21 protein-coding genes are annotated in these 20,069 nt (G+C 70.7%); 2 read left to right on the plus strand and 19 right to left on the minus strand.

What is annotated here, in order from left to right; translation table 11 throughout:
* Nucleotides 1–434: 434 nt before the first annotated feature.
* Nucleotides 435–1,094, plus strand: a complete 660-nt coding sequence (gene nucS / locus ABT095_RS12005) for an endonuclease NucS (RefSeq protein ID WP_350529227.1) — start codon at nt 435–437, stop codon at nt 1,092–1,094.
* 175 nt (nt 1,095–1,269) lie between these two features.
* Here the strand turns inward: nucS and ABT095_RS12010 are convergent, their stop codons facing one another.
* From ABT095_RS12010 to ABT095_RS12020, 3 genes are all read right to left on the minus strand, one after another.
* Entirely contained in the window at nt 1,270–3,408 is a 2,139-nt protein-coding gene (locus ABT095_RS12010) for an ATP-binding protein (protein ID WP_350529228.1), read from the minus strand.
* Nucleotides 3,409–3,570: 162 nt separating this feature from the next.
* The gene (locus ABT095_RS12015; RefSeq protein WP_350529229.1) at nt 3,571–3,909 is read right to left on the minus strand and encodes an STAS domain-containing protein; all 339 of its coding nucleotides are present in this window, start codon (nt 3,907–3,909) and stop codon (nt 3,571–3,573) included.
* A 231-nt stretch (nt 3,910–4,140) separates the two neighbouring features.
* A complete protein-coding gene (locus ABT095_RS12020) occupies nt 4,141–5,007 on the minus strand; it encodes a 3-hydroxyacyl-CoA dehydrogenase family protein (protein WP_350529230.1) in 867 nt (288 codons plus the stop codon).
* A 156-nt stretch (nt 5,008–5,163) separates the two neighbouring features.
* Between ABT095_RS12020 and ABT095_RS12025 the strand changes: the two genes are divergently transcribed.
* Nucleotides 5,164–5,466: a hypothetical protein gene (locus tag ABT095_RS12025; protein WP_350529231.1), complete on the plus strand. Its 303-nt coding sequence runs from the start codon at nt 5,164–5,166 to the stop codon at nt 5,464–5,466.
* Nucleotides 5,467–5,588: 122 nt separating this feature from the next.
* Here the strand turns inward: ABT095_RS12025 and ABT095_RS12030 are convergent, their stop codons facing one another.
* From ABT095_RS12030 to glyA, 16 genes are all read right to left on the minus strand, one after another.
* Entirely contained in the window at nt 5,589–6,245 is a 657-nt protein-coding gene (locus ABT095_RS12030) for a response regulator (protein WP_350529232.1), read from the minus strand.
* Entirely contained in the window at nt 6,242–7,480 is a 1,239-nt protein-coding gene (locus ABT095_RS12035; RefSeq protein ID WP_350529233.1) for a sensor histidine kinase, read from the minus strand. Before ABT095_RS12035 ends, ABT095_RS12030 begins: the two co-directional genes overlap by 4 nt.
* Nucleotides 7,481–7,483: 3 nt before the next feature.
* Nucleotides 7,484–8,056, minus strand: a complete 573-nt coding sequence (locus tag ABT095_RS12040) for a cob(I)yrinic acid a,c-diamide adenosyltransferase (protein WP_350529234.1) — start codon at nt 8,054–8,056, stop codon at nt 7,484–7,486.
* 41 nt (nt 8,057–8,097) lie between these two features.
* A complete protein-coding gene (locus ABT095_RS12045) occupies nt 8,098–8,475 on the minus strand; it encodes a VOC family protein (protein WP_350529235.1) in 378 nt (125 codons plus the stop codon).
* A gap of 40 nt (nt 8,476–8,515) precedes the next feature.
* The gene (locus ABT095_RS12050; protein ID WP_350529236.1) at nt 8,516–9,016 is read right to left on the minus strand and encodes a DUF2550 domain-containing protein; all 501 of its coding nucleotides are present in this window, start codon (nt 9,014–9,016) and stop codon (nt 8,516–8,518) included.
* Between the two features lie 130 nt (nt 9,017–9,146).
* Nucleotides 9,147–9,527 carry a F0F1 ATP synthase subunit epsilon gene (locus ABT095_RS12055; protein ID WP_350529237.1) on the minus strand — a complete coding sequence of 127 codons (381 nt, stop codon included), beginning with the start codon at nt 9,525–9,527 and terminating at the stop codon, nt 9,147–9,149.
* A gap of 186 nt (nt 9,528–9,713) precedes the next feature.
* Nucleotides 9,714–11,159: a F0F1 ATP synthase subunit beta gene (gene atpD / locus ABT095_RS12060; protein WP_350529238.1), complete on the minus strand. Its 1,446-nt coding sequence runs from the start codon at nt 11,157–11,159 to the stop codon at nt 9,714–9,716.
* Nucleotides 11,160–11,161: 2 nt separating this feature from the next.
* A complete protein-coding gene (locus ABT095_RS12065) occupies nt 11,162–12,070 on the minus strand; it encodes a F0F1 ATP synthase subunit gamma (RefSeq protein WP_350529239.1) in 909 nt (302 codons plus the stop codon).
* Between the two features lie 32 nt (nt 12,071–12,102).
* Nucleotides 12,103–13,677, minus strand: coding sequence for a F0F1 ATP synthase subunit alpha (atpA, locus tag ABT095_RS12070; RefSeq protein ID WP_350529240.1), 1,575 nt, complete (start codon nt 13,675–13,677; stop codon nt 12,103–12,105).
* 169 nt (nt 13,678–13,846) lie between these two features.
* Complete coding sequence (locus tag ABT095_RS12075; protein ID WP_350529241.1) at nt 13,847–14,662, minus strand: F0F1 ATP synthase subunit delta; 816 nt, start codon at nt 14,660–14,662, stop codon at nt 13,847–13,849.
* Nucleotides 14,659–15,216: a F0F1 ATP synthase subunit B gene (locus tag ABT095_RS12080; RefSeq protein ID WP_350529242.1), complete on the minus strand. Its 558-nt coding sequence runs from the start codon at nt 15,214–15,216 to the stop codon at nt 14,659–14,661. Before ABT095_RS12080 ends, ABT095_RS12075 begins: the two co-directional genes overlap by 4 nt.
* Nucleotides 15,217–15,259: 43 nt before the next feature.
* Nucleotides 15,260–15,487, minus strand: coding sequence for an ATP synthase F0 subunit C (gene atpE / locus ABT095_RS12085; RefSeq protein ID WP_099902522.1), 228 nt, complete (start codon nt 15,485–15,487; stop codon nt 15,260–15,262).
* 84 nt (nt 15,488–15,571) lie between these two features.
* Nucleotides 15,572–16,402 carry a F0F1 ATP synthase subunit A gene (gene atpB, locus ABT095_RS12090; RefSeq protein WP_350529243.1) on the minus strand — a complete coding sequence of 277 codons (831 nt, stop codon included), beginning with the start codon at nt 16,400–16,402 and terminating at the stop codon, nt 15,572–15,574.
* Nucleotides 16,403–16,666: 264 nt separating this feature from the next.
* Nucleotides 16,667–17,104, minus strand: a complete 438-nt coding sequence (locus ABT095_RS12095; protein ID WP_350529244.1) for a hypothetical protein — start codon at nt 17,102–17,104, stop codon at nt 16,667–16,669.
* A 218-nt stretch (nt 17,105–17,322) separates the two neighbouring features.
* Nucleotides 17,323–18,618 carry an MraY family glycosyltransferase gene (locus tag ABT095_RS12100; RefSeq protein WP_350529245.1) on the minus strand — a complete coding sequence of 432 codons (1,296 nt, stop codon included), beginning with the start codon at nt 18,616–18,618 and terminating at the stop codon, nt 17,323–17,325.
* Between the two features lie 190 nt (nt 18,619–18,808).
* Nucleotides 18,809–20,056 carry a serine hydroxymethyltransferase gene (gene glyA, locus ABT095_RS12105; protein ID WP_350529246.1) on the minus strand — a complete coding sequence of 416 codons (1,248 nt, stop codon included), beginning with the start codon at nt 20,054–20,056 and terminating at the stop codon, nt 18,809–18,811.
* Nucleotides 20,057–20,069 lie beyond the last annotated feature (13 nt).

Below are 20,069 nucleotides of genomic sequence, written 5' to 3' on the forward strand. Positions count from 1 at the left end.
TCTCCTCTGTCATCACGGGTGGTGCACGAAGGACCTGGGCGCCGTGGGTGGGCGGCGACAAGGTGAGGATGCGGGGGTGCTGCCTCTCGGCAGACGACAGGTACGTGACGTGGCGCGGCACACCGCGGCCACGGCGGTGGTCACGGGTGGAGCGACGACCGCTCACCACAGAGTGACAGGCGAACCTCAGCCTGACTGGCGAATGCCCGTGTTCCCCCCGGAATCGCGGGCACGACAGCCAGATTGGCCGGATCTCGTCGGATCGTTCATCCCATATCTCCGTCCCCGTTGCGCGGCGCCCCTACCCCCGTCGAGCGGCTGTGGCAGCCGCCCGGAAGAGACACCGGACTCCATGGTTCGCCGCCTCCCCCGGTTCTTCACCCGGCTGTCGCGGAATCGCATCAACTGGCCCCGGTGGGCTAGCGTGGTCGACCATGCGTCTCGTAGTAGCCCGTTGCTCCGTCGACTATGCCGGTCGGCTCTCCGCCCACCTCCCCTCCGCCACCCGGCTCATCCTGGTGAAGGCGGACGGCAGCGTCAGCATCCACGCCGACGACCGTGCCTACAAGCCGCTCAACTGGATGTCCCCGCCGTGCTCCCTCAAGGAGGCGGACGGCACCTGGACGGTCACCAACAAGGCCGGCGAGAAGCTGATCATCACACTGGAGGAGGTGCTGCACGACTCCTCCCACGAGCTCGGGGTCGACCCCGGTCTGGTCAAGGACGGCGTCGAGGCACACCTGCAGGAGCTGCTCGCCGACCGGATGGAGGTGCTCGGCGCCGGCTGGCAGCTGGTCCGCCGCGAGTACCCGACCGCGATCGGCCCGGTCGACATCCTCTGCCGTGACGCCGACGGCGCCACCGTCGCCGTCGAGATCAAGCGCCGCGGCGAGATCGACGGCGTCGAGCAGCTCACCCGCTACCTCGAACTCCTCAACCGCGACCCCCTGCTGGCCCCGGTCAAGGGCATCTTCGCCGCCCAGGAGATCAAGCCGCAGGCCCGCGTGCTCGCCACCGACCGCGGCATCGGCTGCGTCGTCCTCGACTACGACGAGCTCCGCGGCATCGACGACGACAAGCTGAAGCTGTTCTGAGAGCTCAGCGCCCCAGGGGCGCGGGGAACGGCGCGAGGCCGGAAGAAGCCGACCTGCCGGCTGCCGCAGAGATCCAGTTGCACTGTCAGGGGTGCGGGGAACTGCGCGCAGCGGTAGGCGACAGGCCGCACACGGCTGGTCGCGCGGTTCCCCGCGCCCCTGGGGGGCGCGACCCTCAAGCCGTCGGGGACCCGCTCGGGCTCCCCGACGGTGAGGTGCTGTCGGTCGGGCTCGGGTCCGCCGTCGGGGTCCCGGTGGTCGGGGGCGGCGTGGACGGCTTCGGCGTCGTCCGGGTCGGCTTCGGGGTCGGGACCGGCACCGGGGGCTGGACCGGGGGCTGAGTGGTCCCGGGATCCGTGCTGGACTCGCTGGGCTTCGGGCGGTGCGACGCCGTCGCACCGCCGTCGCCCGGGTCCTGGGTCGGCGACTCGCTCGCCGAGTCACTCGCGCTCGGCGCCGGGGCGGCCGAGGACGCGGACGCGGACGGGGTGAGCCCCGGGTAGCCGCCCGGGACGGGCTCCGCGGAGTCCCCCGGCCGGACCGGCACCGCACCGCCCTGCGCCGGCCCCGCCAGGCTCAGCCCCACGGCCGTGCCCAGGACACCGAGCGCGACCACCGCCGCCGCCCCTGCCAGCACCGTCTTGCGGTTCAGCACGGCTCCCCGGCCGTACCGCCAAGAGCCCTGCGCCATCGCCCTGATGACGGGCCGTCGGCCCCCGGCGGGCGCCGGGGCCGCGGCCGGCTCCCGCTCCTGGGCCAGCGCCAGCATCCGCCGCAGCGCCGCCACCGCCCGGGTCTCCCCGGTGCCGCTGCGCAGCGCGAGCGCCGCCGTCAGATCGGCCACCGCCCGCTCGGGCTGGCGCAGGCAGAGCGCGAGCACCCCGGCCTCGTGCCGGAACCACGCCTCGTCCGCCTCCGAGCCCAGCTCCCGCGCGGCCTCCAGGCCCAGCTGCAGAGCATGCTCCCAGGCCCCCCAGCGCATCGCCAGCGCCAGCGCCGGCCCGGCCGCCCGGGCCAGCCGCAGCACGGCCTCCCAGCGCCCGGCGGCCCGGTCCGCCCGCAGTACGCCGACCACCACCTCGGCCTCGGCCGCCACCTGCCCGACCCCGACCGAGGCGTGCCCGACCCACCAGGCGAAGTGCTGGGCCGCGCCCGCCGCGCTCTCCTCCGGCGCCCAGTGCGGGGCCAGCTCCTCGGTGACCCCGGCCACCAGCCGCAGGTGCCCGCCGGCCGGCACGGCCAGCCCGCAGTCGGCCAGCTCCTGCAGCGCGCTCTGCCCCTGGTCGACCTCGATCAGCGCGGGCAGGTGCGGCGCGGTCGGGCACTGGCCGCCGAGCGCCAGCGCCAGCCGCAGCACCGCCTGCGCGGGCTCGCTCAGCCCCTCGGCCAGGCGGGCGGCGGGCGCGGCGGTCTCGGCGACCGAGGGCAGCGGCAGGGTGCGGCGCAGCTCGGCCTCGAGGACCGCCGGATCGTCCGGCACCTCGACCGGCTTCACCAGGCCGAAGACGCTGGTCCGCTCCTCCTGCGCGGCGACCAGCGAGTCCACCGCCACGTCCCGCTGGCGCAGCAGGGCCGCCGCCTGCACGAAGCGCAGCGGCAGGCCCTCCGACTCGAACCACAGGTCCACCGCCCAGGCCTTCTCGGCGGCGTCCAGCGGACGGCGGGCCAGCTTGGCGGTGAGCGCGAGGCAGGCCGGGCGGGCCAGGCCGCCGACGGCGTGGTCGGTGAGGCGGGAGCCGGGCGGCAGCGCGGCGCTGCCGGGGGCGGCGGCCACGGCGAAGACGCAGCCGGGGGCGGTGGCGAGCAGCTCCTCCAGCTCCGGGCCGGCGGGCTCGACGTCGTCGATCACCACCACGGCGGCCAGGCCGGCCAGCAGTCGGGGCAGTTCCTCCCGGCCCGGGCGCAGGCCCGGGGCCCGGTGGGTGGCCGCGAAGAGTTCCTGGAGCAGGTCGCCGGCCGTCCGGCGGTGGCCGTCGAGGCGCACCACGCCGTCCCGGGTGAGCTCGCCCGCCGCACCGGCCACGGCCGCCAGCAGCGTGCTGCGGCCCGACCCGGCCTTGCCGGTCAGCCGGACGCAGCGGCCCTCGGCGAGCAGCCCGAGCACCTGGGCGAGATCGGCCTCCCGGTCCAGCGGCACGTCCTCCCGCGCCACCCGCCCGGCCTCGGCCCGGCGCGGCGCCGGCCGCCACTCGTCGGGGCAGGGCCGCACCTCGGACCCCTCCGGGGCCCCTACCGCCAGCAGCAGCTCCCCGACCACCAACTCCCCGCCACGCGGCCGCACACTCTCCTGCACCACGCCACCCACTCCGCCCACGCGAGCCCGGTCACCTTGACCGCGTACTCTCGCACACGCTCGGAGAGGGAGTTCCAGGGGGTCACGTGTCCGGGCACGGGGAGGCTGCACCACCAGGGGCGCGGGGAACTGCGCGACATCGGAAGAAGCCGGCCTGCCCGGTACCGCGGGGATCCAGCCGCACTATCCGGCGACGAGCGGCAGCGTGGCCCCGTACGGATCCGGCACCGCGCCTTCGACCGCCAGGATCCGGTGCAGCCGCGTCGCCACCAGCAGCCGCTGCAACTGCGCCGGCACGGCCCGCAGGACCAGCCGCCGCCCGAGCCGCCCGGCCCGCCGGTGCGTCCCCATGATGACGCCCAGACCCGTCGCGTCCCAGGACTCCAGCTCGGAGAGATCGAGCACCAGATCCCCCTGCCCGCCGTCCACCGCCCGGTGGAGCCGGGTCCGCGCGTCGGCAGCCGTGCGCACGTCCAGCCTGCCCGCGATGGCCAGACCGCCGTGATCGCCGGTGATGCGCATGCGCTCCTCCTCCGCTTTCCGGTCAGGGGCCTGGTCGGACGCCTCCCCCTACGTCTGACGGTGGATCAGTGGTGCAGGTTTCTGGTCCCCGGCAGATCTGAAGCAACTTCACTCGTCCGAGGGAATATACGCAGTCGATCCCTGCACCTACGCTCGATTACCGCCCAAATCACCCGGCTGCGGGCGGGTTCGTGAGCAAGCTCACCAGCCCGCCCGCAGCCGGGCACACCCCTACTTGCCGTAGGGGTAGAAACCCTGCCCGCTCTTGCGGCCGAGGTCGCCCGCGGTGACCATCCGGGCCATGATCTCCGGGGCGGCGAACTTCTCGTCCTGGGTCTCGTCGTAGATGTTCCGCGCCGCGTGCAGCAGGATGTCGACGCCGGTGAGGTCGGCGGTCTGCAGCGGCCCCATCGCGTGGCCGAAGCCCAGGCGGCAGGCGGTGTCGATGTCCTCGGCGGTGGCCACACCGGTCTCGTACAGCTTGGCGGCCTCGACCACCAGGGCGGTGATCAGGCGGGTGGTGACGAAGCCCGCCACGTCGCGGTTGACGACGATGACCTCCTTGCCGACGCCCTCGGCGTAGGCGCGGACCCGGGCCAGCGTCTCGTCGCTGGTCTTGTAGCCGCGGACCAGCTCGACGAGCTTCATCATCGGCACCGGCGAGAAGAAGTGGACGCCGACGACCGACTCCGGCCGCCCGGTGACGGCGGCGATCTTGGTGATCGGGATGGCGGAGGTGTTGGAGCCCAGCACCGCGCCGTCCTTGGCCAGCTTGTCGAGCTCGCGGAAGACGGCCTCCTTGACCTCGAACTTCTCGAAGACGGCCTCGATCACGATGTCGGCCTCGGAGACGGCGTCCAGGTCGGTGGTGGTGGTGATCCGGCCCAGGGCGGCCTCGGCGTCCTCGGCCGTCAGCTTGCCCTTGGAGACGAACTTCTCGTAGCTGGCCCGGATGCCGGCCATGCCGCGCTGCAGCGCCTCCTCGGTGACGTCCCGCAGCACGACCGGGTGGCCGGCCTGCGCGGAGACCTGCGCGATGCCCGCGCCCATCAGCCCGGCGCCGATCACGGCGATCTGCTGGGTGGTTGAGTTGCTCATGGCCTTGTCGTCTCCCGTAACCGTCCTGAAGGCGGCTCAGGGCAGGGGTCACCCCCCGGAGCCGCGCCGCTCACGGGCCGGACTCTAACGCCCGGAAGGGCTCCGTGGTGTGATTGGCGGGTGTGATCTGTACTGCCCAGTCACCGGAGGAGTACTGTGCGCCCGCTCGCCCTGCTGCTCGGCTCCTTCGCCGTGGTCGGCGTGCTGGTCCTGCTGCTGCGCTGGACCTACGGCACCGGCACCTCGCTGGTCGCCCGCCGACCCCGCACCGGCGCCCCCTCCGAGTACGGTCTGCTCGTCCCCGTCGCCGCCCCGGAGGACCTCGCCGAGGGCCGCCGCCTCGCCGCCCGCCTGGCCGGAGCCGGCATCCGCCACACCCTCGCCCCTACCGCCGAGGGCCTGCGCCTGATGGTCTGGCCCGCCGACGAACGCGCTGCCCGCAGCTTGCTCGGAGAATGACCTGCACCACCTGGGGGCGCGGAGAACCGCGCTGCCGGCCATGCACGGCCCGCAGCCTCCCGCTTCGCGCACGCGGTTGATGAACAGAGCCTCGCGCCCCTGACCGGGCGACCGCACCCCGGCTACTTGGCCACCAGTCCCAGGTCCTGGGCCAGGATCGCGGCCTGGACCCGGCCCTTGAGTTCCAGCTTCGCCAGGATCCGGCTGACGTGGGTCTTGGTGGTCGCCTCGGCCATCTCCAGCCGTTCGGCGATCTGCCCGTTGGAGAGCCCGGCGCCCAGGCAGCCGAGCACCTCCCGCTCCCGCGGCGTCAGCGCGTCCACCGCCGCCCGGGCCTTCGGGCGGTCGGGCTGCTCGGGGCGGGTGAAGGTGCTGATCAGGCGCCGGGTCACCGAGGGCGCCAGCATGCCGTCGCCCCGGGCCACCGTGCGGATGCCCTCGATCAGGGCGTCCGCCTCCAGGTCCTTGAGCAGGAAGCCAGCCGCCCCGGCCCGCAGCGCGCCGTAGACGTACTCGTCGTGGTCGAAGGTGGTGAGCACCAGTACCTGCGCCGTCCCCGCGTCGACGATCCGTCTGGTCGCCGACACCCCGTCCAGCCGCGGCATCTGCACGTCCATCAGCACCACGTCCGGCCGCAGTTCCGCGGCCAGCCGCACGGCCTGCTCGCCGTCCGCCGCCTCGCCGACCACCTCCAGGCCGGCCTCGGAGCGCAGGATCATCACCAGCGCCGCCCGGACCGCCGCCTGGTCCTCGGCCACCAGCACCCGGACCGCCGTCACCTGAACTCCCCCACGACCCGCTCCCCCGTAGTCCTCGCCGCGCCCACCGGCGCCGGCCCCGTGTCCTTCAGTTCGCGCGGCAGTTCGGCCCGCACCCGCCACCAGTTGCCGTCCGCCCCCGCCTCGAAGGTGCCGCCGAGCAGCTCGGCCCGCTCCCCCATCCCGACCAGACCGGTCCGGGCGCTGGGCAGCTTCGCCCGGCCTCCCGCGTGGTGGAGGCTGTCCACGGCGATCGCCACGCTGTCCTGACCGTACGTCAGCCGCAGCCGCACCACGCCGGGCGCGGCGTGCTTGAGCGCGTTGGTCAGCGACTCCTGCACGATCCGGTACGCGGCCAGCTCGAGCGGCGCGGAGAGCTCGCCGCGCTCGCCCTCGACCTCGGCCTCGAAGGCCAGCCCGGTGGCAGCTCCGGCGGCCGTCAGCTGGGCCAGCAGGGTGTCCAGCGCGTCCAGGCGCGGCGCCACGTACGAGCTCTCGTCCCGGGCCCGCAGCAGGCCGATCATCCGGCGCATCTCGGCCAGGCCCTGCACGCTGTTCTCCCGGATCACCGCCATCGTGGCGAGCAGCGGGTCGGCCTCGTCCCGCTGCTGCCGCTTGGCGAGGGACTGCGCGCCGGTGGCGTGGATGGCGATCGCGGAGAGGTGGTTGGCCACCACGTCGTGCAGCTCCCGGGCCATCCGGGCCCGCTCCTCGACCACCGCCTCCCGGCGGTCCAGCTCGGCCAGCAGGGCGGTCTGCTCGGCCCGCAGCCGCTCGGTGTCGGCCCGCTCGCGGGTGGCCCGCAGCAGGTCGGCCGTCCAGACCGGCACCAGGAAGAGCAGCGCCGAGAAGGCCGCCACCATCAAGGCCTGCCCGACGGTGCCGTACATCAGCATGAGGGTGGAGAGCACCAGCGTGGTGCCGCCGCCGGTCAGGTGCAGGATGGTCGACATCCGGCGCGAGCCGTACAGCACCCCGGCGTACAGCAGGTCGGTGTACATCACCATCGCCGCCAGGTTGGTGCCGATGAAGATGGTGGCCACGAAGAACAGCCCGCCCAGGCAGACCGTCCAGACCGGGCGGGTGCGCCGCATCAGTTCGAGCGCCGCCATCCCGGTCACCGGCAGCATCACCAGCCAGCCCGAGAAGCCCTGCCGGGTGTAGGCCCCGAAGACCGTCAGCAGCAGCCCGCCGAGGAAGCCGGCCAGGGCGATCAGCCGGTCCTCCTCGCGGGCCCAGTACCTGAGGAACGGCACCGGTCAGCGGTTCTCGCCGGGCACCCAGAGCACGTCGCCGCGCTCCTTGTTGGCCACCCGGGCCAGGATGAAGAGCAGGTCCGAGAGCCGGTTGAGGTACTTGGCGGTCAGCGGGTTGACGGTGTCACCGTGCGTGTCGATCGCGGCCCAGGTGGCCCGCTCGGCGCGCCGGACCACCGTGCAGGCCAGGTGCAGGTACGCGGCGCCGGGGGTGCCGCCGGGCAGGATGAAGCTGCGCAGCTTCTCGACCTGCTCCAGGTAGGTGTCGCAGTCACCCTCGAGCCGGTCGATGTACTGCTGCTCGACCCGCAGCGGCGGGTACTTCGGGTCCTCGACCACGGGGGTGGCGAGGTCCGCGCCGACGTCGAAGAGGTCGTTCTGGATGCGGGTCAGCACCACCGAGATGTCCTCGGGCAGCGCGCCGACGGCGATCGCCACCCCGATCGCGGCGTTCGCCTCGTTGGTGTCCGCGTAGGCGAGCAGCCGCGGGTCGGTCTTGGTCGTCCGGCTCATGTCGCCGAGCGCGGTGGTGCCGTCGTCGCCGGTCCGGGTGTAGATACGCGTCAGGTTGACCATGGGCCGAGCCTAGGGCCTGTCCGGCGGAGCACACCAGGCGGTCAGTCGAGCTGGACCACACCCACCAGGTTGCCGCCGCAGTCCTTGAACCAGGCCCCGGGGTGCCCGTCCATGACGGCGATCCCGTCCTCGGTCTTCAGGCCGGGCTGGTCGTACTCCTCGAAGACCACCCCGCGCTCGCGCAGCGCCGCGACCTCCGCGGCCACGTTGGCCACTCCGAACGCCACCTGGGTGTGACCGCCCCGCTCGGTGATCCCGGTCGGGAAGAGCGAGAACCGGCTCCCCTCACCGGCCTCGTAGATCAGCCCGCCGGCGAACTCCTCGACGGGTTCGAGGCCCAGCTTCGCGCGGTACCACTCCTTGGCCACCGCGAGATCGGACACGGGCAGCGCGGCGACGACTCTGGCTTCCAGCAGCATGGCACTGGCCTCCTCGACGGAGAGAGCCCCCTACCAACCACTATGCGACGTTAACTCGCTGTCCGGGCGGTGCGGCCTCGAGCCAGGCCAGGAAGCCGGTGAGCGCGTCGTCGCTCATCGCGAGCTCCAGGGGCGCGCCGTTGTGGAGGCAGCGCAGCACGACCGAGCCGGAGAGCAGGGCGAGCTCCTCCTGGCCCTCCGGGTAGCGGCGGCCGAGCACCTCGATCTCCCGGCGCGGCAGGACCCGCCGGGGACGGGGGGCGTACGAGAACACCCGGAACCACTCGATCGAGTCACCGCTGTAGCGGCCGATACCAAAAACCCACCCCTTGCCGTCGGTCACCGGGACCGGGGCTGAGGTGGGTCTGCCGTTCTCGTCGAGATCTGGCTCCGTGGAGGCGTCGGCCGGCATTTTGAGGCGGAAGCTGCAGTCGAACGTGCCTCCGACGCGCTGGATCACCCGGCGGCGTACCGCGAAGGCGACCAGGCCGATCACGCCGAGCGCCACGACCGCCGCACACACCACAAGGGCGAGGACCATGCTCACCGACCTCCTCGCTGACCCGCGTTCCCCGTGTCGGTCGTATCGAACGACCGGTGCTGTCCTACCAACTGATACGACAGTCCCGGGGTCACGCTCTCGCGCCCCGGGACCGTCGGTATGTCTACGCTCAGGCGGCCTTGCGGCGCCCGGCCGCGACGAGGCGAACCTCGGCACGGCGCTCCGCGTGCGCGTCGAGCTCGCTCTTGGCGACCTCGAGAGCACGCTCCGCGCGGGCGACGTCGATCTCGTCCGCCAGCTCGGCGATCTCCGCGAGCAGAGAAAGCTTGTTGTTGGCGAAGGAGATGAAGCCACCGTGCACGGCGGCGATGACGGTACCGCCATCGGTGGTGCGGATGGTGACCGGGCCGGACTCAAGCACGCTCAGCACCGGAGTGTGACCGGGCATGATGCCGGTGTCACCGGAGGCCGTACGGGCGACAACGATGGTGGCCGCACCGGACCACACCTTGCGGTCGGCTGCGACCAGCTCGACGTGCAGCTCAGCCAACGTGGGCTCCTAGGCTCTTGCAACCACCGGATCAACCGGCAGTTGCGGTAAGAATAACGGGCCCGCCCCCCTGAGAAGAAACCAGGGACACGGAGATGACCGGGATCACAGCCGATTGCGCCGTGAGGGGTGGCCCCCGGGACGGGGTCCACCCCTCACGATCAGTCAGCCATCAGCCGGTCTGAATTACTTCTTGGCCAGCTCGGCGGCGTTCTTCTCGAGGTCCTCGATGCCACCGCACATGAAGAAGGCCTGCTCCGGGACGGAGTCGTACTTGCCGTCCGCGATCGCGTTGAAGGCCTCGATGGTCTCCGACAGCGGCACGGTCGAGCCGTCGACGCCGGTGAACTGCTTCGCCACGTAGGTGTTCTGCGAGAGGAAGCGCTCGATACGGCGGGCACGGTGAACCGTGATCTTGTCGTCCTCGGACAGCTCGTCGATACCGAGGATCGCGATGATGTCCTGGAGGTCCTTGTACTTCTGCAGGATCCCCTTGATACGGACGGCCGTGTCGTAGTGGTCCTGCGCGATGTAGCGCGGGTCCAGGATGCGGGACGTGGAGTCCAGCGGGTCGACGGCCGGGTAGATGCCCTTCTCCGAGATCGGACGGGAGAGAACCGTCGTCGCGTCGAGGTGGGCGAAGGTGGTGGCCGGGGCCGGGTCGGTCAGGTCGTCCGCGGGGACGTAGATCGCCTGCATCGAGGTGATCGAGTGACCGCGGGTCGAGGTGATGCGCTCCTGCAGGAGGCCCATCTCGTCGGCCAGGTTCGGCTGGTAACCCACCGCGGAGGGCATACGGCCGAGCAGGGTCGACACCTCGGAACCGGCCTGGGTGAACCGGAAGATGTTGTCGATGAAGAGCAGAACGTCCTGCTGCTCGACGTCACGGAAGTACTCCGCCATCGTCAGAGCGGACAGGGCGACGCGCAGACGGGTGCCCGGCGGCTCGTCCATCTGGCCGAAGACCAGGGCGGTCTTGTCCAGAACGCCCGAGTCGACCATCTCGTGGATGAGGTCGTTACCCTCACGGGTGCGCTCACCGACACCGGCGAAGACCGACACACCACCGAAGTTCTCGGCGACGCGGTAGATCATCTCCTGGATGAGGACGGTCTTACCGACACCGGCACCACCGAACAGACCGATCTTGCCACCCTGGACGTACGGGGTGAGCAGGTCGATGACCTTGATACCGGTCTCGAACATCTCGGTCTTGGACTCGAGGTCCTTGAACTCGGGGGCCTTGCGGTGGATCGGCCACTTGACCTCGACCTGGGCCTCGAACTCGGCCTTGTCGACGTTCAGCACCTCACCGAGGGCGTTGAAGACCTTGCCCTTGGTGATCTGGCCGACCGGCACGGAGATGGCGGCACCGGTGTCGGTGACGGCCGCGCCACGGACCAGGCCGTCGGTCGGCTGCATCGAGATGCCGCGCACGACGCCGTCGGCGAGGTGCTGGGCGACCTCGAGGGTCAGCGTCCGCAGGCCGGAGCCGTCGGGGTTCTCGGCCTCGACGTGCAGGGCGTTGAACATGTTGGGAATCGCGTCGACGGGGAACTCCACGTCGACGACCGGGCCGATGACCCGCGCGACGCGGCCCGTCGCCGTGGTCGGCTCAACAGTGGTGGTCATTCTCATTCGCTCCCGCGGCTAGCGTCGGCGAGGGCGTTGGCACCGCCGACGATCTCGCTGATTTCCTGGGTGATCTCGGCCTGACGGGCCGAGTTGGCAAGCCGCGTGAGCGACTTGATGAGCTCTCCCGCATTGTCGGTCGCGCTCTTCATCGCGCGCCGGCGAGCGGCGTGCTCCGAGGCGGCAGACTGCAGCATCGCGTTGTAGATCCGGCTCTCGACGTACCGCGGCAGCAGTGCGTCCAGGACGCCCTCCGCCGACGGCTCGAAGTCGTACAGCGGGAAGATCTGGTTCTTGGCCGCCGCGCCGTCGCTGGTCTGGACCTCGTCCAGCTTCAGCGGCAGCAGCCGCGCCTCGACCGGCGACTGGGTCAGCATCGACACGAACTCGGTCGACACCAGGTGCAGCTCGTCGACGCGCTCGGACACGAACGCGTCGATCAGCTCGCCCGCCACCGTCTTGGCGTCACCGTAGGTCGGCTTGTCCGAGAATCCCGTCCACGAGCCCGCGACCGCGAGGTTGCGGAACCCGTAGTACGAGACGCCCTTACGACCGGCGATGTACGTCACCACGGTCTTGCCCTCGGCCTGCAGCCGCGCGGTGAGCACGGACGCCTGCTTGATGGCATTGCTGGAGTAGCCGCCGGCCAGGCCGCGGTCCGCCGTGATCAGCAGGACCGCCGCCGTCTTGGCCTGCGGGTTCTCCGTGGTGAGCGGGTGCTTGGCGTTGGACCGGGTGGCCACCGCCGTCACCGCACGGGTGAGCTCGTCGGCGTACGGAGTGGAGGCGGCCACCGCGCGCTGCGCCTTGATGATGCGCGACGCGGAGATCATCTCCATCGCCTTGGTGATCTTCTTCGTCGCGGTGACAGAGCGGATCCGGCGCTTGTAGACCCGAAGCTGTGCTCCCATGGGTCGTTACGTCCTTTCCCTCGCTACCGGACTCAGGCCTGCTCGGAGAGCAGCTTGCCGTCGGCCGTGGTGAAGCCGAGCTTGAAGGACTTGATCGCCTCGGTGAGAGCGTCGATCGTGCCGTCCTCGAGCTTGGAGGTCTCGACGATCGCGGCGAGCAGGTTCTTGTGCTCGACCCGCAGGTGGTCGAGGAACTCACGCTCGAAGCGACGGATGTCGGCGACCGGGACGTCGTCCAGCTTGCCGGTGGTGCCGGCCCAGATCGAGACGACCTGCTCCTCGACCGGGAACGGCTGGTACTGGCCCTGCTTCAGCAGCTCGACCATGCGCGCACCGCGCTCCAGCTGGGCCTTGGAGGCCGCGTCCAGGTCGGAACCGAAGGCGGCGAAGGCCTCCAGCTCGCGGTACTGGGCGAGGTCCAGACGCAGACGGCCGGCGACCGACTTCATCGCCTTGATCTGGGCCGAGCCACCGACGCGGGAGACCGAGATACCGACGTTCACGGCCGGGCGGATGCCGGCGTTGAACAGGTCGGACTCCAGGAAGCACTGGCCGTCGGTGATGGAGATGACGTTGGTCGGGATGTACGCCGAGACGTCGTTGGCCTTGGTCTCGATGATCGGCAGACCGGTCATCGAGCCGGCGCCCAGCTCGTCGGAGAGCTTGGCGCAGCGCTCGAGCAGACGCGAGTGCAGGTAGAAGACGTCACCCGGGTAGGCCTCGCGGCCCGGCGGGCGGCGCAGCAGCAGGGAGACGGAGCGGTAGGCCTCGGCCTGCTTCGACAGGTCGTCGAAGATGATGAGGACGTGCTTGCCGTCGTACATCCACTCCTGGCCGATGGCCGAGCCGGTGTACGGGGCGAGGTACTTGAAGCCGGCCGGGTCGGAGGCGGGAGCAGCCACGATGGTGGTGTACTCCAGCGCGCCGGCCTCCTCCAGGGCGCCGCGGACGGACGCGATGGTGGAGCCCTTCTGGCCCACGGCGACGTAGATGCAGCGGACCTGCTTCTTCGGGTCGCCCGAGCGCCAGTTGTCGCGCTGGTTGATGATCGTGTCGATCGCCACGGCGGTCTTGCCGGTCTGGCGGTCACCGATGATCAGCTGACGCTGGCCACGGCCGATCGGGGTCATCGCGTCGATGGCCTTGATGCCGGTCTGCATCGGCTCGTGGACCGACTTGCGGACCATGACGCCGGGGGCCTGCAGCTCAAGGGCGCGGCGACCGGTGGAGGCGATCTCGCCCAGACCGTCGATCGGGTTGCCCAGCGGGTCCACGACACGGCCGAGGTAGCCCTCGCCGACCGGGACGGAGAGGACCTCGCCGGTGCGGTGCACCGTCTGGCCCTCCTCGATGCCGCTGAACTCACCGAGGACGACGACACCGATCTCGCGGGTGTCGAGGTTCAGCGCGAGGCCGAGGGTACCGTCCTCGAACTTCAGCAGCTCGTTGGCCATGACCGAGGGCAGGCCCTCGACCTTGGCAATACCGTCCATGGCCTCGGTGACCGTGCCGACCTCTTCAACAGAAGCGGCGTCCGGCTGGTACGACTGGACAAAGTCGGCCAGCGCGTCCCGGATCTCCTCCGGACGGATCGTAAGCTCCGCCATCAGGCTTCCCTGCTCTCCTAGTTTGCGATCCTCGGCCCGCCATTGAGGGCCGCAAGTATTCGACTCTCGGCCGGGTCGTTGCCGAACCGGCCGTACGATTTGCCGGCTCCGTGTGGAGCCGGTTCCCGACCGAGGGTCGGATGTTGCTCAGTGTCTGGTCGACGCCTGGTCAGCCTTCGAGGGCCTGACGAGCGCCCTCGAGGCGGCTGGACACGGTGCCGTCGATGATCTCGTCACCGATCTGCACCCGGACACCGCCACGGACCTCGGGGTCGATGTCGATGTTCAGGTGGACCTGGCGGCCGTAGAGCCGGGTCAGAGCGGCGCTCAGGCGCTCCTTCTGGCTGTCGAGAAGCGGCACGGCGGTGGTGACCTCGGCCACCACGCGGTCGCGCCGGGCGGCGGCGAGCTTGGAGTAGGCGTCGAGGCCCTGCTCCAGGCTACGGCCACGCGGATGGACGACCAGGGTGGTGATCAGGCGGACGGAAGCCGCCTCGGCGCGACCGCCGAGCAGCTTCTTGACCAGCTCGGCCTTGGCCTCCGCAGTGGCCTTCGGCTCGGTCAGCGCGCTGCGCAGCTCGTACGAGCCGGCGACGATCCGACCGAAGCGGAAGACCTCGTCCTCGACGTTGTCCAGCTTCCCGGCCTTGTCGGCGGCGACGATCTCGGCGTACGCCGAGAGCTCCTCCACCGCGTCGACCAGGTCGCGGGCGCCCGACCAGCGGGAGCGGACCAGGCCGGAGACCAGGTCGACCGTCTCGCCGGAGACCTGTCCGCCGAGCAGCGAGGCGATCAGCTGAGCCTTGTCCTGACCGGACCGCGAGGGGTCGGTCAGGGTGCGGCGCAGCGACACCTCGCGGTTCAGCAGGGCGGTGACGGCGGCGAGCTCCTCGGCGAGCTTGACCGTGTCCACCGAGGTGTTGTCGGTCAGGCTCTCCAGGTTCTCGCGACCGGCGGCCAGAGCCTCGCGGCTGGCGCCGATCACTTGGACGCGCCCTGGGCCACGGAAGCCTTGGCCTCCAGGTCAGCCAGGAAGCGGTCGATCACGCCGCTCTGCCGGGCGGAGTCCTCCAGGGACTCACCAACGATGCGGGAGGCCAGCTGCGAAGCCAGCGAGCCCACATCCTGGCGCAGGGCGGCAGTCGCCTGCTTCTTGTCGGCCTCGATCTGAGCGTGACCGGCGGCGATGATGGCCTCGCGCTGACGCTGGCCCTCCTCGCGCATCTCGCCGATCAGGGCAGCGCCCTGCTCACGAGCGTGCTCGGTGATCCGAGCGGCCTCGTGACGCGCCTCGGCGAGCTCGGCACGGTACTGCTCGAGCAGGGCCTGAGCCTCGGCCTGAGCGGTCTCCGCACGCTCCATGCCGCCTTCGATCGCGTCCCGGCGGTCCGCCAGCACCTTTTCGATGCTGGGCAGGAGCTTCTTGCCGAGGATGCCGAAGACGATGAAGAAGCAGAGCAGGCCGATGCACACCTCGGGCCATGCGGGGAGAAGAGGGTTCATCTTCTCCTCAGCCGCAAGGGCGAAATGGGGGTTCATATCTGAACCTTTCGTCGAAAAGGGCTACCGGTGTGCGCCGGACTTACTGGCCGTAGACAAACGGCATGACGATGCCGATGAGCGCGAGCGCCTCGGTCAGCGCGAAGCCGATGAACATGTTGGAGCGGATCAGGCCGGCAGCCTCGGGCTGACGGGCCATCGCCTGCACACCGTTGCCGAAGATCAGACCGACACCGATGCCGGGGCCGATCGCAGCAAGGCCGTAGCCGATGGACGCGACGGAACCGGTGACCTCAGCGAGAGCGGACATCTCAGCTAATCCTTTACGGGGTGGAGAACCGGTGGGTGTTGGCCACCGGAGACTGAAGGGGTGCAGCGGTGAGGCTGCAGGGGCTCAGTGCGCCTCTTCGAGGGCACCGGCGATGTAGCTGCTGGCGAGCATCACGAAGATGTACGCCTGCAGGAACTGCACCAGCAGCTCGAACGCGGTCAGACCGGCGGCCACCACGAAGGAGACCGAACCGTAGGCGGCGCCGATGCTCGGGCTGAGCAGGTACCAGGAGGCGACCGAGAAGACCACGATCAGCAGGTGGCCGGCGAACATGTTCGCGAAGGCTCGGACCGCGAGCGTGAACGGACGCACGAAGATGTTCGAGAAGAACTCGATCGGCACCAGGATGAACATGACCCAGCCGGGGATGCCCGACGGCCAGCAGAGGTTCTTCAGACCGCCGACGAAGCCGTGCTTCTTGAAGGTCAGCGTCATGTACGTGATCCACACGATCGCCGCGAGTCCGGCCGGGAATGCGATCTTCGACATCACCGGGAACTGGGCGAACGGGATGATGGACATGATGTTCATGATCCACACGAAGAAGAACATCGAGACCAGCATCGGGACGTACTTCTCGCCCTTCTTGCCGATCGTCTCGAGCACGATGCTCCGCTTGACGAAGTCGTACCCGATCTCGCCGACCAGCTGGAGCTTGCCCGGGAGCAGCTTCGGCTTGGCGAAGGCGGCCCAGAAGAAGCCGACGACGAGAAGCGCGCAGATGATCGACAGCAGCATCGGCTTGTTGAAGTCGACACCGCCGACCGTGAAGATCGGCTTGAAGTCGAACTCGTTCAGGCCGGGGGCGGGGAAGCCGCAGCCGGAGTTCAGGTGGCACCCGGCCTCGGCAAGCTGCGTAGTTACGTCAGCACCCACCACAGACTCCTTCGTCATGACGCATGGTTACGGCAACCTCGGTGTGTCGGCGCGGCCTGGGGCCACGGAACGGCACTGGGACTTGTTGGGATTCTCGCTGACCCGGCGCGGCCTGACAGAAGGCTGCGGGATCTTCGAAGACTTCACGAACTCGGGGGGCGATCCGTCCGGCTGGCGGAGGGACCAGGCCTCTTCCCGTACTTCGTTGTTGCGACGGACGATAGCAGCCCGTCAGTGCGGCATAAACACCGACCCCCTCGGGCGGGGGACAGCAGCCAGGCGTCACGGTTGACGACCGGACTTCCGCTTCTGTTCAGGCTCCGGACCGGGCTGGACGTAGTAGATCTTCGCCTTCAGACCGGCGCGGACCTGGAAGCCTGTCCAGATCAGGGCGCAGCCGAGGACCGTGAAGCCGAAGGTCTTGGTGTCGAACAGGCTGGTGTGTTTGAAGACCGCCAGCACGATGCCGATCAGCAGGATCTGCGTCGTGTAGACGAGCAGCGCCGCGGGCATCATCATCTGCTGGTTGTTCCTGGTCAGCCGGTCGAGAGCGACCTGGCCGGACGCGAAGAAGGCGAGCACCACCAGGAGCGCGGCTGCCGCACCGATCGAGCCCTTGGCTCCCACCACTGCACCAGAAACGGCAATGGCGGCGACTCCGGCGGCCGCAGTGGGGATTGCGGCGCCGCGGAGGGGGATCCGGGCGTCGTGGGACGGCATGTCGGCAACTCCGGCGGCATGTCGGCGTACAGGGGGGCGGCGGCACTCGGAGGCGCCGGGGACGTAAGTCCGCTACCTGTTAGGTCTTTCGGCGCATTCTCGGTACTCGTGAACGGTATCACAAACTATTTGATTAGAGCTTTACCATGATGGTGTGGTACCTGTCACACCGGGGGGCGAACCGTGCCGCCCCCTCGGCGTGTCGGATTGACGGCCCGTCAGCTCCCGTGCTCCGCACGGTGGCTGCCCACCGCGTGGGCCCCGGTGCCGAGCCGTCCGAGCAGTTCCTTGTCCTCCGCGGAGAGCTCCGCCATGGCCGGCGCCTGCTCCTGCACGGGCTCGGCCGGCTTGCGGTAGCGCGGCGGCACGAAGGCCTGCACCGCGCGCGGCGCGTGCGGGCGGAAGCGCGGCATCAGCAGCACCACGATGCCGACCAGGCAGAGCCCGACGAAGGCCAGCACCACGGCCCGGGCGGTGTTGGTGATCGAGACGGCCACGGTGCCGAAGGCGATCAGCGCCGCCCAGAAGTACATGATCAGCACGGCCCGGCTGTGCGAGTGGCCGACCTCGAGCAGGCGGTGGTGCAGGTGCTGCTTGTCGGCGGCGAACGGCGACTTGCCGGCCCAGGTGCGGCGCACCACGGCGAGCAGCAGGTCGGCCAGCGGCAGCGCGATGACGGTCAGCGGCAGCAGCAGCGGGATGTAGATCGGCACCAGCACGTGGATCGCGGCGGTCTGCGAGCCGCCGGTCTGCGCGGTGATCAGGTCCGGGTCGACGCGGCCGGTGATCGAGATCGCCGAGACGGCGAGCATCAGGCCGAGCATCATCGAGCCGGAGTCGCCCATGAAGATCCGGGCCGGGTGCAGGTTGTGCGGCAGGAAGCCCAGGCACATGCCGATCAGCAGCGCGCTGAAGAGCACGGCGGGGGCGGCGTCGGCGATGCCGTAGCCGTACCAGAGCCGGTACGAGTAGAGGAAGAACGCCATCGCGGCGATGCAGACCATGCCGGCCGCCAGGCCGTCCAGGCCGTCGATGAAGTTCACGGCGTTCACCATGACGACGACCAGTGTTACCGAAATGATCATCCCCTGGGTCGGGGTGACGGTCACCGTCTCGAAGCCGGGCACCGGGATCGAGATGACCGTGACGCCCTGCCAGACCATCACACCGGCGGCGATCATCTGCCCGCCGAGCTTCACCAGGGCGTCCACGCCCCACTTGTCGTCCAGCACGCCGAGCACCCACATGATGCCCGCGCCGGACAGCAGCGCCTTGACGTCCGCGCTCTGCACGAACATCCGTCCGAGATGGTCCAGTTGCGAGGCGACCAGCAGCCCGGCGCAGAGCCCGCCGAACATCGCGATCCCGCCGAGGCGCGGCGTCGGCTCGCGGTGCACGTCACGCGCCCGCACCGGCGGCATCGCGCCGGCCGCGATCGCGAACTTCCGCACCGGCCCGGTCAGCAGGTACGTCACCGCCGCCGTCGTGAACAGCACCAGCAGGTATTCACGCACGGCCGGCCTCCTTCGCGACGGTCCGACGGCTGAGTACGGAGGGTACTCCCGTGATTGCCCGGGATTCGAGGTGCGTCGCCACGGAGCACACCTTATTCAGTTGGACGCCGGGCGCGCGCACGTGGTTCGCCACCAGGGGCGCAGGGAACTGCGCGAATCCGGAAGAACCGGACAGTAAGGTCCCGCCGCCTCAGCCAGTTGCCAGTGCCCGGGCGACCTCCTGCACCCGCCCTCGCACCTCCGCCCCGCCCAGCGCAGCGACCAGCAGCTCCCCCAGCTCCGCGAAGCCCTCCGCCGTCATCCCCTGCGCCGCCACCGCCCCAGTGCCCAGCCGGATGCCGGAGGCCTCCGCGGCCGGCGCCGGGTCGTACGGAATCGCACACTTGCCCAGCATCAGCCCGGCCGCCGCGCAGCGCCGCTCCGCCTCCACCCCGCTCACGCCGAGCGGTCCGAGGTCGGCGGTGACCAGGTGGGTGTCCGTCCCACCGGTGAGCGGCCGGGCCCCGGCCGCCGCCAGCGCGGCCGACAGGGAGCGCGCACCGTCCACCGCACGCCGCACGTACGCGCCGAACTCCGGCGTAGCGGCCTCCGCGAGCGCGACGGCCTTGCCCGCCACTTCGTTCATCGCCGCCCCGCCCTGCGAGAACGGGAACACCGCCCGGTCGATCCGGTCCGCCAACTCCCCGGTGGTCAGCAGCAGCCCGCCCCGCGGCCCGCGCAGCAGCTTGTGGGTGGCCGCCACCGTGACGTCCGCGTACGGCACCGGGGAGGCCGTGGCCCCGGCCGCCACCAGACCGGTGATCTGGGCGGCGGAGGCGATCAGATAGGCGTCCACCTCGTCGGCGATCTCCCGGAAGCCCGCCCAGTCCAGCTCGCGCGGGTAGGAGATGCCGCCCGCGATGATCGCCTTCGGCCGGTGCGCCTTCGCCAGCTCCCGCACCTGGTCCAGGTCGACCAGCCCGCTCTGCTCCCCCACCCCGTAGCCGACGAAGTCGAACCAGCGCCCGGAGAAGTTGGCCCGCGAGCCGCAGCTGAGGTGACCGCCGTGCTCCAGTGACATCGCGAGCACCACGTCACCTGGTCGCAGCAGCGCCGCGTAGGCCGCCAGCATGGCCGAAGTCCCCGACCGGGGCTGCACATTGGCGTGCTCGGCGCCGAAGAGGCCGCGGGCCCGCTCCACCGCCAGCAGCTCGGCGGCGTCCGCCAGCGCGCACCCGGTGTGGTGCCGGCGCCCCGGGTACCCCTCGGCGTACTTGTCCACCAGCGGCCCCGCCAGGGCCGCCAGCACGGCCGGGCTGGTCAGGTTCTCCCCCGCCAGCAGCTGCAGGCTCCCGGCCCGCCGCCCGGCCTCCGCGGCCAACAGGTCGGCCACCTGCGGATCAGCACTCATCAGGGCCGGCGGAGCCTCCCACCCGACGGCAGATTCGGCGACGACCATGGCGGCACTCCCG

This window comes from Kitasatospora sp. NPDC002227, from assembly GCF_040296285.1.
Lineage (GTDB): Bacteria > Actinomycetota > Actinomycetes > Streptomycetales > Streptomycetaceae > Kitasatospora.

Bases quoted from the DNA above. Each gene is read 5' to 3' on its own strand.
- nucS (WP_350529227.1), top strand. From the start codon at position 435: ATGCGTCTCGTAGTAGCCCGTTGCTCCGTCGACTATGCCGGTCGGCTC.
- ABT095_RS12015 (WP_350529229.1), bottom strand. From the start codon at position 3,909: ATGCGCATCACCGGCGATCACGGCGGTCTGGCCATCGCGGGCAGGCTG.
- ABT095_RS12020 (WP_350529230.1), bottom strand. From the start codon at position 5,007: ATGAGCAACTCAACCACCCAGCAGATCGCCGTGATCGGCGCCGGGCTG.
- ABT095_RS12040 (WP_350529234.1), bottom strand. From the start codon at position 8,056: ATGGTCAACCTGACGCGTATCTACACCCGGACCGGCGACGACGGCACC.
- ABT095_RS12045 (WP_350529235.1), bottom strand. From the start codon at position 8,475: ATGCTGCTGGAAGCCAGAGTCGTCGCCGCGCTGCCCGTGTCCGATCTC.
- ABT095_RS12050 (WP_350529236.1), bottom strand. From the start codon at position 9,016: ATGGTCCTCGCCCTTGTGGTGTGTGCGGCGGTCGTGGCGCTCGGCGTG.
- atpD (WP_350529238.1), bottom strand. From the start codon at position 11,159: ATGACCACCACTGTTGAGCCGACCACGGCGACGGGCCGCGTCGCGCGG.
- ABT095_RS12065 (WP_350529239.1), bottom strand. From the start codon at position 12,070: ATGGGAGCACAGCTTCGGGTCTACAAGCGCCGGATCCGCTCTGTCACC.
- atpA (WP_350529240.1), bottom strand. From the start codon at position 13,677: ATGGCGGAGCTTACGATCCGTCCGGAGGAGATCCGGGACGCGCTGGCC.
- ABT095_RS12080 (WP_350529242.1), bottom strand. From the start codon at position 15,216: ATGAACCCCCATTTCGCCCTTGCGGCTGAGGAGAAGATGAACCCTCTT.
- atpE (WP_099902522.1), bottom strand. From the start codon at position 15,487: ATGTCCGCTCTCGCTGAGGTCACCGGTTCCGTCGCGTCCATCGGCTAC.
- atpB (WP_350529243.1), bottom strand. From the start codon at position 16,402: ATGACGAAGGAGTCTGTGGTGGGTGCTGACGTAACTACGCAGCTTGCC.
- ABT095_RS12095 (WP_350529244.1), bottom strand. From the start codon at position 17,104: ATGCCGTCCCACGACGCCCGGATCCCCCTCCGCGGCGCCGCAATCCCC.
- glyA (WP_350529246.1), bottom strand. From the start codon at position 20,056: ATGGTCGTCGCCGAATCTGCCGTCGGGTGGGAGGCTCCGCCGGCCCTG.